Origin of the sequence: Herbiconiux sp. L3-i23 (genome assembly GCF_023734115.1) — a bacterium.
In the GTDB taxonomy this organism is placed as follows: domain Bacteria; phylum Actinomycetota; class Actinomycetes; order Actinomycetales; family Microbacteriaceae; genus Naasia.
On sequence record NZ_AP025737.1, the window covers coordinates 3,023,971 to 3,035,652 of the forward strand.

Consider the following 11,682-nt stretch of genomic DNA (forward strand, 5'->3'; position numbering starts at 1 on the left):
CCCATGCCCGCTAGCGTTGACCGGAAGCGGGACCGTTCCCGCCATTCGATGAAGGCGGGAACCGTGGCACGCGAGGACATCGACTGCTGGCTCACCGACATGGACGGCGTGCTGGTTCACGAGAACCGCGCCATCCCCGGTGCGGCCGAACTGCTCGAGCAGTGGTCGAACCAGGGCGCCCCCTTCCTGGTGCTCACCAACAACTCGATCTTCACCCCGCGCGACCTCAGCGCCCGGCTACGCGCCTCGGGTCTGATCGTGCCCGAAGAGGCGATCTGGACCTCCGCACTTGCGACCGCCGACTTCTGCGCGTCGCAGATCCCGGGCGGCAGCGCCTTCGTGATCGGCGAGGCCGGTCTCACGACGGCCATGCACGAGGCCGGCTTCATCATGACCGAGACCGACCCCGACTACGTGGTCGTCGGCGAGACCCGCAACTACTCGTTCGAGGCGATCACCAAGGCGATCCGCCTCATCGGCAACGGCGCGCGCTTCATCGTCACCAACCCCGATGCGACCGGACCGAGCCAGGAGGGTCCGCTGCCGGCCACCGGCGCGATCGCCGCACTCATCGCCAAGGCGACCGGCCGCGACCCGTACGTCGTCGGCAAGCCGAACCCGATGATGTTCCGGTCGGCGATGAACCGCATCGGAGCCCACTCCGAGAACACGGCGATGATCGGCGACCGCATGGACACCGACATCATCGCCGGCATCGAAGCGGGCCTCCACACCATCCTCGTGATGACCGGCATCAGCGACCAGGCCGAGATCGAGCGGTACCCGTTCCGTCCCGACGAGGTCCTCGGTTCCGTCGCCGAACTCGTCCTCGCCACCCCTCAGGAGACCGAGCTCTGACCTCCCAGCGGTACCCTGAGGGGGTATCGGAGGACACCATGAGCGAGCACGACCACGCCGGCCACGGCTATATCCAGAACAAGGACGACTACCTCAAGCGCCTCCGGCGCATCGAGGGTCAGGCGCGCGGTCTGCAGGGCATGGTCGATGACGAGAAGTACTGCATCGACATCCTCACCCAGGTCTCGGCCATGACGAAGGCGCTCGAGTCGGTCGCCCTCGGCCTCCTGGAAGACCATCTCGCGCACTGCGTGAAGGAGGCGGTCGCCGCCGGGGGCGACGAAGCCGACGCGAAGATCGCCGAAGCGTCCGCCGCGATCGCCCGCCTCGTGCGCAGCTAGCGCGGAACCGCGATGCTGCCCGTGATCGCACCGCCGCCGGCGAGCGAGGCGAAGCAGAAGTAGTCGCGGTCGCCGGCCACCCACCGCTGCTCGTTCGCCGGGTACGACGCCTGCAGTTGCACGTCGGGGTAGGCGCCCGCGAGCCCGTAGTCGATGACGCTCGGCGCCGAGCAGAGCAGATTGAGCTGCGCCACGAGGGCCGGTTCGCCCGGGTACGGCGCCGCCGGATCCGCCCCGTAGCTCCCGCGAGCGACCAGCTGCGCCGGATGCGGGACGGCGCAGTCGACCACGGTGAACGTCCGTTCCCACGGAGAGACGTAGGGGTCGATGCACTCGCCGCCGCCGAGCGCATCCCAATCGTGCTCCCCGGGAGCGACCGGTCCGACGATGGCCACGGGCGTGGGGGTCGGAGTCGGAGTGGGGGTCGGTGTCGCCGTCGGCGTGGGAGAGGGCGCCGGCGCGGGCGTCGAGCCGAGGATCGAGCCGAGGAAGAATGCGAGGGCGATGCCGAGCACGGCGATGGCCGCCACCGACACGATGATCACCGTCCGCCGGCGTCGATCCCCCTCGTCGGATGTCGCAGCGGGCGGTTCGGTCTCGTTCGCTCCCGGTTCGGGCGCGAGCGAGCTCTCGGCCGAGGCCGGCCGGTCCGCCTCCCCCGGGTGGGTCACGTCACGCGAGTCCGAGATCGGAGAGATCGATCGCCGCGTAGTACGGGTATCCGGCCGCTTCGATGATCTCCTTCGCGCCCGTCGCGCGGTCGACGACGACGGCGACCCCGGCGATCTCGGCACCGGCAGCGATCAGTGCGTCGATCGCCTTCAGCGGCGACCCGCCGGTGGTGGAGGTGTCTTCGACCACGATGACACGCTTGCCGGCGACGTCGGGCCCTTCGACCTGCTTGCCGCGGCCGTGGTCCTTCGGCTCTTTGCGCACGACGAACGCGTCGTAGGCGAGCCCGCGAGCGGCGCCCTGGTGCAGGATCGACGAGGCGATCGGATCGGCACCCATGGTGAGCCCTCCGACGGCGTCGACCTCGGGGATGTCGACGATCAGGTCGAGCATGACCTGCCCGATGAGCGGGGCGACGCGGTGGTCGAGGCTCACGCGGCGCAGGTCGACGTAGTAGGTCGCCTTCTTGCCGCTGGTGAGCGTGAAATCGCCGTGGAAGACGGCGTCGGACTTGATGAAGTCGATGAGTTCTGCGCGCGCGTCGGTCACGAACGACAAGCCTAGTTCGCCGCCCTGAAATGGAACTCCCCCGTCACGGCGGGGAGCGCGTGACGGGGGAGGGTCGGATCCGAGGAGTGTCGTCTCGGAGGATCAGGCGGCGTCGGTACCCGCGAGGTCGGCCTCGGCCTGCTTCTCCTTGGCCATGCGGCGCAGCAGCGTCGCGACCCAGGGCAGGTAGACGAGGGCGAGCAGGGACACGATGCCGTAGAACAGGTCCGGCCCGCCACGCCAGGTCGCGATGAGCACGATGCCGCGGGCGAGGTCGAGGACGGCCGCCGCGTAGAGGACCCAGCTGATGGTCAGCAGGGTCTTCGCGCTGCGGCTGTTGATCATCCGGTACGCCGGAGTCTTCTTGTAGATGTCGGTGAGCGCCATGGGACAAGCCAATCGCGCACGACCTGACGGCGGCAGCCCCACTGCGTGTGCCACTCGGTCGGGGGTGTCGGCGCGAGTGGATATCGTGGAGCCATGCGGGTGGCCACGTGGAACGTGAATTCGATCCGAGCACGAGTCGACCGCGTGGTCGACTGGCTGGTGCGCGAGGACATCGACGTTCTGGGCATGCAGGAGATCAAGTGCAAGCCCGAACAGTTCCCGGTGCAGCAGTTCCACGACGCCGGATACGAGCTCGAGATCCACGGCGCCAACCAGTGGAACGGCGTCGCGTTCGCGAGCCGACTGCCGATGACGGACGTCGAGCAGGGGTTCCAGCACATCCCCGGATTCGGCAAGCCGCATGAGGACGGCTCGCTCCCCGTCGAGGCGCGTGCGCTCGGGGTGACCGTCGAAGGCCTTCGCCTCTGGAGCCTGTACGTCCCGAACGGTCGCGCGATCGGCGACCCGCACTACGACTACAAGCTCGACTGGCTCGGTCGCCTCGCCGCCGAGACGACGGCGTGGCTCGCCGCCCACTCCGATGTCCCGCTGGCGCTGATGGGCGACTGGAACATCGCCCCGACCGACGAGGACGTGTGGGACATGTCCGTCTTCGAGGGCTCGACGCATGTGACCGCACCCGAGCGCGCGGCGTTCGCAGCGTTCGGCGAGCTCGGCCTCACCGACGTCGTCCGCGACAGGGTGCCCGTGGGGTACACGTACTGGGACTACAAGCAGCTCCGCTTCCCCCGCAACGAGGGCATGCGCATCGACTTCATCCTCGGATCGAAGCCGTTCGCCGACCTCGTCACCGACGCGAGCATCCACCGCAACGAGCGCAAGGGAACCGCCCCGAGCGACCACGTGCCGGTCGTGGTCGACCTCGATGTGCCGACGAGCCTCGACGACGACCGCCCGATGATCTTCTGACGCGTCCGGGGAGATGCCACCCCGGGGAGCCTCGTGATTCACAGAGCTCTCACATTTCGACCCATGATTCCTCCGGTTCGGTCGCGTACGGTCCTGCCGTATGGCCGTCACTCGACCACAGTCCTTCTCGCCCGTCATGCCTGCTCACCGCCTCGAAACCCCGCACCTGCGCGAAATCATCAGCAACACGCGCTCGATGCTCGGCTTGCGTCGTCCGCGGTTCCTGCGTGGCCCGCGCCTGCCGAAGCCGGCGGTCGCGCCGATCGTGGCGACCGAGCGGCTGCGGCTGCGTCCGCACGAGATGAAGGATGCGGGCGACTGGCTGCAGATCCAATCGAACCCCGACGTCGTGCGGTACCTCGACTGGCCGGTCAGGAACGCCGTCGAGTCGCGTCGCCACCTGAAGCACCGCACCCGTCACACCGTGCTGCTGCAGGCCGACGACTTCCTCGCGCTCGCGGTGGAGCGCGAGGGCCAGGTCATCGGCGACGTCTCGCTGCACCTGCGCGATGTGCACTCGAAGATCGTCGAGATGGGCTGGGTGCTCAACCCCGCGCACGGACGCCACGGCTACGCGACGGAGGCGGCCGCCGCGCTGGCGATCTTCGCGTTCGAGCACCTCGGGGCCTGCGAGATCACGGCGGTCATCCACGAGAAGAACGAGCGCTCGATCGCGCTCGCGAAACGGCTCGGCTTCGTCGGCGACCCGCAGCGGATGCTGCTGACCCGCGAGCGCTTCGACAGCAGGCCCGCTCTGGCGTACCTCACCGACGAGACCGAGCGCGTGACGACCGGTCAGATCCCGATAGTCTGGCCGCAACCCATCGCCGAGTAGCACCCCGTCTCGCCAGCGCTGTCGAGGCGCCCAGATCTGCGGGTCTGAGCGCTGAAACACCCGCAGAAGTGGGCACCTCGCGCTGGGCGTCAGGCCGCGGCCACCGCGGTGACCTCGATCTCGATGCGCGCCGTCGCCGGCACCATCGCGTCGACCTGCAGCAGAGTGCTCGCAGGCCGGGCCACACCGAAGGCGCGCGCGTGGACAGGGGCGATCAGGTCGTAGTCGCCGAGGTCGACGAGGTACACGACGCAGCGCACCACATCGTCGAGCGACGAACCGAGTTCGGCGAGCGCCGCCGCGATGTGCTCGAGCGCGTCCACCATCTGCGTCGCGGTATCACCCTCGAGGGCATCGCCCCGCGCCGTCGTACCGGAGACGTAGATGTGGTCGCCGGCGCGCACGGCACGGGAGTAGCCGTACTCCTCCTCGAACCGATAACCCGAGGACAATCGCCGTCGCTGCATGTCTCCCTCTCGTGGACGTCCTGCGTAGGCTACCGGCACTGCCGCCGCCGCTCCTGACGCCCTCTGTCGGGGGCGGCTGGTAGACCAGAGGGATGAGCGCACAGGTCGACCGACGGCGAGCGCTGGTCGACATCCACCGGATCTACGCCGAGCCGGCGGCGGCCGAGTCGCCACGGGGACAAGAGATCCTGGCCCGGTGGCCCGACGCCGAGGTCGTGCCGGTCGAGTCGCACTGGCAGATCCCCGAAGTGCACGGGGATGAGCGGAACGTCTCGCGGTGGGTGCGTATCAAGTCCGAGGCGCTGGTGCTGGGGGTGAAGAAATCGGTCGTCACCCGGCCGAACGGCCGATCGGCCGACTTCATCGCTCCATCGACCGCGAACGGCTGCGCGATGGCGTGCGCCTACTGCTACGTGCCGCGCCGCAAGGGGTACAGCAACCCCGTGACCGTGTTCACCAACATCGAGCAGGTCACCCGGCACCTCGCGCGGCACGTGCACAAGCAGGGCCCGAAGACCGAGCCGAACCAGTGCGACCCCGAAGCGTGGGTTTACGACATCGGCGAGAACAGCGACTGCTCCGTCGACGCGATGCTGAGCGACAACGTGCGAGACCTCTGCGAGCTGTTCCGCATGACTCCGACCGCCAAGGCCTCGTTCGCCACGAAATACGTCAACCGAGACCTCCTCGATTGGGATCCGCTCGGCCGCACCCGCATCCGCTTCTCCCTGATGCCGCACGACATCGCGAAGGTGACCGACATCCGCACCTCGCCGGTGGCCGAGCGCATCGCGGCGATCAACGACTTCGTCGAGGCGGGCTACGAAGTGCACGTCAACTTCGCCCCCGTGATCATCGCGCCCGGGTGGATGGAGGCCTGGGCGGAGCTCCTGCACGAGCTCGACGACACGTTGACCGAGCCCTCGAAGGCGCAGCTCGCCGCCGAGGTGATCTTCCTCACCCACAACGAGCGTCTGCACGAGGTGAACCTGGGCTGGCACCCGAAGGCCGAGGACCTGCTGTGGCGTCCCGACCTGCAGGAGCAGAAGCTGTCGCAGAACGGCATGGTCAACGTCCGCTACCGGGCCGAGATGAAGAGGCGACACATCGACGACTTAACCGCGCTGGTGGCGAGCATCGCCCCCTACTGCCGCATCCGCTACGCATTCTGAGCGGTGCGGTGCTGTGCTGTACGGCGTCAGGTCAAGTCGTCGAAGTCGCCGCGCGCCCAGGCGGCGTGACGCTCGGCCGAGGTCGAGATGACCTGCTTGGCGCTGTCCGCGATGACGTTGTCGAAGTTGCCGTAGAGCCGGTCGAAGTCGAGCCGGTTCAGAGAGTCGGCGATGCGGAGCGCGACCGGTCCCGAGAGCGGGATGCGGTTCGGGTAGCTGCGCATGAAGCTCACCGATGTACGGTCCGGATTCGGGAAAATGGTGTCGCCGACGAGTAGTGCACCTCGACCCTCCGCGCCGTCGCGCCACTGCAGCACCGCGCTGCCGGGGAAATGCCCGCCGATTTGATGCAGCGTGAGGCCGGGCGCGATCTCGACTTCTCCGCTCCAGATCTCGATGACGGGGTCGTCCCGCCGCACCCAGTGCGCGTCGGCCTCGGCGATGAGTACGGGAGCGTCACCGAGCCGCCGACTCCACTCGACCTGCACCCCGTACATGTGCGGGTGGCTGGCCGCGATCGCGAGGACGGGCCCGTGCGAGGCGATGCGCTCGACGGCGCTGTCGTCGAGGTAGCCGATCGGATCCCAGAGCACCGAGCCCTCGGCAGTGGTCACCAGTTTCGACCACTGTCCGATGCCGACGTTCGGCGAGGAGGTGATGCCGATCAGTCCCGGCTCGAGGTCGACGACGCGGGTCTGCTCGCCGCGGGCGGCGAGCTCCTCGAGGGTCGTCCACTTCTGACCGGACTCGGGCACCCATTGGCGCTCGTCGGCGCAGATGTCGCACACGGCGGTCCGCTCGGCGTGCTCGACGCCGCAGGTCGCGCAGATCCAGAACCTCATCGATACGCTCCTCGCATCCTCGCCACACTCATCGTCGAGCCAGGGAACGACGCACCGCAAGCCTTCAGCGTCGACCATTAGCTTCCGAGCCATGCGAAAACTGATCGTCTCCGTGCTCACCTCGCTGGACGGCTACTACGAGGGGCCCGACAAGCGGCTCGACGGTATGCCGTTCGAGGACGCGTTCAACGACCACAATCTCCGCCTGCTCCGCGAGGCCGACACCCTCGTGTACGGCAGTACCTGGTTCCGCGACAACTGGGAGCACTGGTCGGACGTCGCCGCCGATCCGAGCCAGGGCGAGCGTGACCGGGACATCGCCGCCCAGGTGCTGTCGAAGGAGATACTCATCATCAGCGACTCGATGACGATCGATCCGGACGCCCCATGGGCATCGGCTGCCGCGGTCGTCGCCCGAGCCGACGCTGTGGCGGAAATCACTCGCCGCAAGCAGGGCGGCGGCGGCACCCTGCTCATGTTCGGCAGCTCCACCACGTGGAACCCGCTGCTCGAGGCGGGAGTCGTCGACGAACTCATCGTCTTGGTCGGGGCGGCCCTGCTCGGTGACGGGTCGAAGGTCTACGACGGCGCTCGCGCACCTCTGCACCTGCTCGGGGCGGACGTCCTCGACGGTTCGCAGCTCGTCGCACTCCGCTACGGCGTCGGCGACCGCCAGGAGTGACGCGGAACGACGAAGCCCCCGCCGACCCGGTGGTCGGCAGGGGCTCCTTCAAGTGAACGCTCGAACGCGCTTAGAACTCCCAGTCCTCGTCCTCGGTGGCGACCGCCTTGCCGATGACGTAGCTGGAGCCCGAACCGCTGAAGAAGTCGTGATTCTCGTCGGCGTTGGGCGACAGCGCGGAGAGGATCGCCGGGTTGACGTCGGTCACGGTGCTCGGGAAGAGCGACTCGTAGCCGAGGTTCATCAGCGCCTTGTTCGCGTTGTAGTGCAGGAACTTCTTGACGTCCTCGGAGAGGCCGACGGTGTCGTAGAGGCTCTCGGTGTACGCGGCTTCGTTGTCGTAGAGCTCGTACAGCAGCGAGAAGGTGTAGTCCTTGATCTCCTCGCGCTTCGACTCGGAGACCTTCTCGAGCCCCTTCTGGAACTTGTACCCGATGTAGTAGCCGTGCACGGCCTCGTCACGGATGATGAGGCGGATCATGTCGGCGGTGTTGGTGAGCTGCGCGCGGCTCGACCAGTACATCGGCAGGTAGAAGCCCGAGTAGAACAGGAACGACTCGAGCAGCGTCGAGGCGACCTTGCGCTTCAGCGGATCGTCACCGTGGTAGTACTCGAGGACGATCGCCGCCTTCTTCTGCAGGAACTCGTTCTCCTCCGACCAGCGGAACGCCTCGTCGATCTCGCGCGACGACGCGAGGGTCGAGAAGATCTGCGAGTAGCTCTTCGCGTGCACCGACTCCATGAACGCGATGTTCGTGTAGACCGCCTCCTCGTGCGGGGTGATCGCGTCGGGGATCAGCGACACCGCGCCGACCGTGCCCTGGATGGTGTCGAGCAGGGTGAGGCCGGTGAAGACGCGCATGGTGAGTTCGCGCTCTTCGGGCTTCAGCCGCGCCCACGACTGCACGTCGTTCGAGATCGGCACCTTCTCGGGCAGCCAGAAGTTGTTCGTCAGACGGTTCCAGACCTCGAGGTCCTTATCGTCGTGGATGCGGTTCCAGTTGATCGCGCTCACGCGATCGATGAGCTTCAGCTTCTCGGTCATCTTCTTCGTTCGTGTGTGAGAGGGTCGGCGGGCGTCACAGCATGCAGCTGACGCAGCCCTCGACCTCGGTGCCCTCGAGCGCCATCTGACGGATGCGGACGTAGTAGATGGTCTTGATGCCCTTCTTCCACGCGTAGATCTGGGCCTTGTTCACGTCGCGGGTGGTGGCGGTGTCCTTGAAGAACAGCGTCAGCGACAGCCCCTGGTCGACGTGCTGCGTCGCCGCAGCGTAGGTGTCGATGATCTTCTCGGGGCCGATCTCGTACGCGTCCTGGTAGTAGTCCAGGTTCTCGTTCGTCATGAACGGCGCCGGGTAGTAGACGCGACCCAGCTTGCCTTCCTTGCGGATCTCGATCTTCGAGGCGATCGGGTGGATCGACGAGGTCGAGTTGTTGATGTAGCTGATCGACCCGGTCGGCGGCACCGCCTGGAGGTTCTGGTTGTAGATGCCGTGCTCCATGACGCTCGCCTTGAGAGCCTCCCAGTCGGACTGGGTGGGGATCTCGATGCCGGCGTTCGCGAACAGCTGGGCAACGCGCTCGGTGGCGGGAGCCCAGACCTGGTTCGTGTACTTGTCGAAGAACTCGCCCGACGCGTACTTCGAGTTCTCGAAGTTGTCGAACGTCGACCCCGTCTCGATCGACAGGTTGTTCGAGGCGCGCAGCGCGTGGAAAAGGACCGAGTAGAAGTAGATGTTCGTGAAGTCAATGCCCTCGTCGCTGCCGTAGTGGATGTGCTCGCGGGCGAGGTAGCCGTGCAGGTTCATCTGGCCGAGGCCGATCGCGTGGCTGCGGCGGTTGCCGGCGGCGACCGAGGGGACGGCCTGGATGTCGCTCGCGACCGAGACGGCCGTGAGCGCGCGGATCGCGGTCTCGACCGTGCGGCCGAGGTTGCCGCCGTCCATCGCGAGGGCGATGTTCATCGAGCCCAGGTTGCAGGAGATGTCCTTGCCGGTCTCGAGGTAGCCGAGGTCCTCGCCGAGGGTGCTCGGGGTGTTGACCTGCAGGATCTCGGAGCAGAGGTTGCTCATGTTGATCCGGCCCTCGATCGGGTTCTCCTTGTTGACCGTGTCCTCGAACACGACGTACGGGTAGCCCGACTCGAACTGCAGCTCCGCGAGGGTCTGGAAGAACTCGCGGGCGTTGATCTTGGTCTTGCGGATGCCGGGGTTGTCGACCATCTCCCGGTACTTCTCGCTGACCGAGATGTCGGCGAACGGCTTGCCGTAGATGCGCTCGACGTCGTACGGCGAGAACAGGTACATCGGCTCGTTGTTCTTCGCGAGCTCGAAGGTGATGTCGGGGATGACGACACCGAGCGAGAGGGTCTTGATGCGGATCTTCTCGTCGGCGTTCTCACGCTTGGTGTCGAGGAAGCGCATGATGTCGGGGTGGTGGGCCGACAGGTACACCGCGCCGGCACCCTGGCGGGCACCGAGCTGGTTGGCGTAGGAGAAGGAGTCCTCGAGGAGCTTCATCACGGGGATGACACCGGACGACTGGTTCTCGATCTTCTTGATCGGGGCGCCGTACTCGCGGATGTTGCTGAGCAGCAGGGCCACGCCGCCACCGCGCTTGCTGAGCTGCAGCGCGGAGTTGATGCCGCGGCCGATCGACTCCATGTCGTCTTCGAGACGGAGCAGGAAGCAGGAGACCAGCTCGCCGCGCTGGGCCTTGCCGGCGTTGAGGAAAGTGGGGGTCGCGGGCTGGAAGCGGCCCGAGACCATCTCGTCGACGAGTTCGTTCGCGAGCTGCTCGTTGCCGGCGGCGAGGGTCAGCGCGGTCATGACGACGCGGTCCTCGAAGCGCTCGAGGTAGCGGGTGCCGTCGAAGGTCTTCAGCGTGTAGCTGGTGTAGTACTTGAACGCGCCGAGGAAGGTCGAGAAGCGGAACTTCGCGGCGTACGCGCGGTCGTTGAGCGCGGCGATGAAGTCGAACGCGTACTGGTCGAGCACGGCCTTCTCGTAGTAGTCGTTCTCGACCAGGTAGTCGAGACGCTCCTTGAGGCTGTGGAAGAAGACCGTGTTCTGGTTGACGTGCTGCAGGAAGTACTGACGAGCGGCCTGTCGGTCGGCGTCGAACTGGATCTGACCGTTCGCGTCGTACAGGTTCAGCATCGCGTTCAGCGTGTGGTAGTCGAGCTGAACCGGCGCCACCGTGGGGGCGGGCAGTGTCGTGCTCACAGGGTCTCCATTCCTTCCCTGACGACGCGCACGTCGTCGGGGGTTCCGAAAAGTTCGAAGCGGTAGAGGTGGGGCACCGCGCACTTCGCGGCGATGATGTCGCCCGCGAGTCCGTATGTCTCACCGAAGTTGGTGTTGCCGGCGCCGATGACGCCGCGGATGAGAGCGCGATTGCTCTCGTTGTTGAGGAAGCGGATGACCTGCTTGGGCACCGCCCCGTTGCCGTTGCCGCCTCCGTAGGTCGGCACGATCAGCACGTAGGGCCGATCGACCAGCAACGGCTCATCCCGCGCGTAGAGCGGGATGCGCCGTGCCGGCAGGTCGAGCTTCTCGGCGAATCGGTGCGTGTTGCCCGATGCGCTCGAGAAATACACGACCTCGTTCATGACTGTGGCCTCGTGATGGACGCTCGCGACGCGGGACCCGAGGGTCACGCGATCTTCGCGGCGAGCTCCTCGATGCGGTCGGGGCGGAAGCCGGACCAGTGGTCGTCGTCGGTCACGACGACGGGAGCCTGCATGTAGCCGAGCTCCTTGACTGCCTGAAGCGCCTTCTCGTCGATCGACACATCGAAGATCTCGTACTCGAGACCCTTCTTGTCGAGCGCGCGGTAGGTCGCGGTGCACTGAACGCAAGACGGCTTGCTGTAGACGGTGATGGCCACTCTGGGCGCCTCTCTCCCCTTTGGTGTCCGAGCTGCCGAACCTTCGACAGGTGTCT

The 11,682-nt window shown here is 66.7% G+C and carries 15 protein-coding genes; 6 read left to right on the plus strand and 9 right to left on the minus strand.

Annotated features, from left to right (window positions below):
• The first annotated feature begins 63 nt into the window (after positions 1 to 63).
• Both NGH83_RS14460 and NGH83_RS14465 read left to right on the plus strand, forming a co-directional pair.
• Complete coding sequence (locus tag NGH83_RS14460; RefSeq protein WP_256470106.1) at positions 64 to 858, plus strand: HAD-IIA family hydrolase; 795 nt, start codon at positions 64 to 66, stop codon at positions 856 to 858.
• Between the two features lie 38 nt (positions 859 to 896).
• The gene (locus tag NGH83_RS14465; protein ID WP_251856950.1) at positions 897 to 1,199 is read left to right on the plus strand and encodes a metal-sensitive transcriptional regulator; all 303 of its coding nucleotides are present in this window, start codon (positions 897 to 899) and stop codon (positions 1,197 to 1,199) included.
• On the opposite strand, the gene NGH83_RS14470 is transcribed toward NGH83_RS14465, so the two are convergent.
• The 3 genes from NGH83_RS14470 to NGH83_RS14480 form a co-directional block, all read right to left on the minus strand.
• Positions 1,196 to 1,870, minus strand: a complete 675-nt coding sequence (locus NGH83_RS14470; protein WP_251856951.1) for a septum formation family protein — start codon at positions 1,868 to 1,870, stop codon at positions 1,196 to 1,198. The genes NGH83_RS14465 and NGH83_RS14470 overlap by 4 nt on opposite strands.
• Before the next feature lies 1 nt (position 1,871).
• A complete protein-coding gene (gene pyrE, locus NGH83_RS14475) occupies positions 1,872 to 2,420 on the minus strand; it encodes an orotate phosphoribosyltransferase (protein ID WP_251856952.1) in 549 nt (182 codons plus the stop codon).
• 102 nt (positions 2,421 to 2,522) lie between these two features.
• Positions 2,523 to 2,807, minus strand: coding sequence for a hypothetical protein (locus NGH83_RS14480; RefSeq protein ID WP_251856953.1), 285 nt, complete (start codon positions 2,805 to 2,807; stop codon positions 2,523 to 2,525).
• Between the two features lie 93 nt (positions 2,808 to 2,900).
• On the opposite strand from NGH83_RS14480, the gene NGH83_RS14485 reads away from it, so the two are divergent.
• Together NGH83_RS14485 and NGH83_RS14490 are read left to right on the plus strand one after the other, a co-directional pair.
• Complete coding sequence (locus NGH83_RS14485) at positions 2,901 to 3,737, plus strand: exodeoxyribonuclease III (RefSeq protein ID WP_251856954.1); 837 nt, start codon at positions 2,901 to 2,903, stop codon at positions 3,735 to 3,737.
• A 136-nt stretch (positions 3,738 to 3,873) separates the two neighbouring features.
• Positions 3,874 to 4,572 (plus strand): GNAT family N-acetyltransferase, encoded by a 699-nt coding sequence (locus NGH83_RS14490; RefSeq protein ID WP_251856955.1) that lies wholly within the window; start codon positions 3,874 to 3,876, stop codon positions 4,570 to 4,572.
• 89 nt (positions 4,573 to 4,661) lie between these two features.
• On the opposite strand, the gene NGH83_RS14495 is transcribed toward NGH83_RS14490, so the two are convergent.
• Positions 4,662 to 5,039 (minus strand): Rid family hydrolase, encoded by a 378-nt coding sequence (locus NGH83_RS14495; RefSeq protein ID WP_251856956.1) that lies wholly within the window; start codon positions 5,037 to 5,039, stop codon positions 4,662 to 4,664.
• A 92-nt stretch (positions 5,040 to 5,131) separates the two neighbouring features.
• On the opposite strand from NGH83_RS14495, the gene NGH83_RS14500 reads away from it, so the two are divergent.
• On the plus strand, positions 5,132 to 6,211 hold the full coding sequence (locus NGH83_RS14500) for a spore photoproduct lyase family protein (RefSeq protein WP_251856957.1): 1,080 nt from the start codon (positions 5,132 to 5,134) through the stop codon (positions 6,209 to 6,211).
• Between the two features lie 26 nt (positions 6,212 to 6,237).
• Here the strand turns inward: NGH83_RS14500 and NGH83_RS14505 are convergent, their stop codons facing one another.
• Positions 6,238 to 7,053, minus strand: coding sequence for a hydrolase (locus tag NGH83_RS14505; protein ID WP_251856958.1), 816 nt, complete (start codon positions 7,051 to 7,053; stop codon positions 6,238 to 6,240).
• Positions 7,054 to 7,144: 91 nt separating this feature from the next.
• On the opposite strand from NGH83_RS14505, the gene NGH83_RS14510 reads away from it, so the two are divergent.
• Complete coding sequence (locus NGH83_RS14510) at positions 7,145 to 7,735, plus strand: dihydrofolate reductase family protein (protein ID WP_251856959.1); 591 nt, start codon at positions 7,145 to 7,147, stop codon at positions 7,733 to 7,735.
• A 70-nt stretch (positions 7,736 to 7,805) separates the two neighbouring features.
• On the opposite strand, the gene nrdF is transcribed toward NGH83_RS14510, so the two are convergent.
• The 4 genes from nrdF to nrdH are packed head-to-tail and all read right to left on the minus strand — an operon-like array spanning position 7,806 to position 11,626.
• A complete protein-coding gene (gene nrdF / locus NGH83_RS14515; RefSeq protein WP_251856960.1) occupies positions 7,806 to 8,780 on the minus strand; it encodes a class 1b ribonucleoside-diphosphate reductase subunit beta in 975 nt (324 codons plus the stop codon).
• A 34-nt stretch (positions 8,781 to 8,814) separates the two neighbouring features.
• The gene (gene nrdE / locus NGH83_RS14520; RefSeq protein WP_256470107.1) at positions 8,815 to 10,962 is read right to left on the minus strand and encodes a class 1b ribonucleoside-diphosphate reductase subunit alpha; all 2,148 of its coding nucleotides are present in this window, start codon (positions 10,960 to 10,962) and stop codon (positions 8,815 to 8,817) included.
• On the minus strand, positions 10,959 to 11,348 hold the full coding sequence (nrdI, locus tag NGH83_RS14525) for a class Ib ribonucleoside-diphosphate reductase assembly flavoprotein NrdI (protein ID WP_251856961.1): 390 nt from the start codon (positions 11,346 to 11,348) through the stop codon (positions 10,959 to 10,961). Before nrdI ends, nrdE begins: the two co-directional genes overlap by 4 nt.
• Positions 11,349 to 11,392: 44 nt before the next feature.
• Positions 11,393 to 11,626, minus strand: coding sequence for a glutaredoxin-like protein NrdH (gene nrdH / locus NGH83_RS14530; protein ID WP_251856962.1), 234 nt, complete (start codon positions 11,624 to 11,626; stop codon positions 11,393 to 11,395).
• Between the last annotated feature and the right edge of the window lie 56 nt (positions 11,627 to 11,682).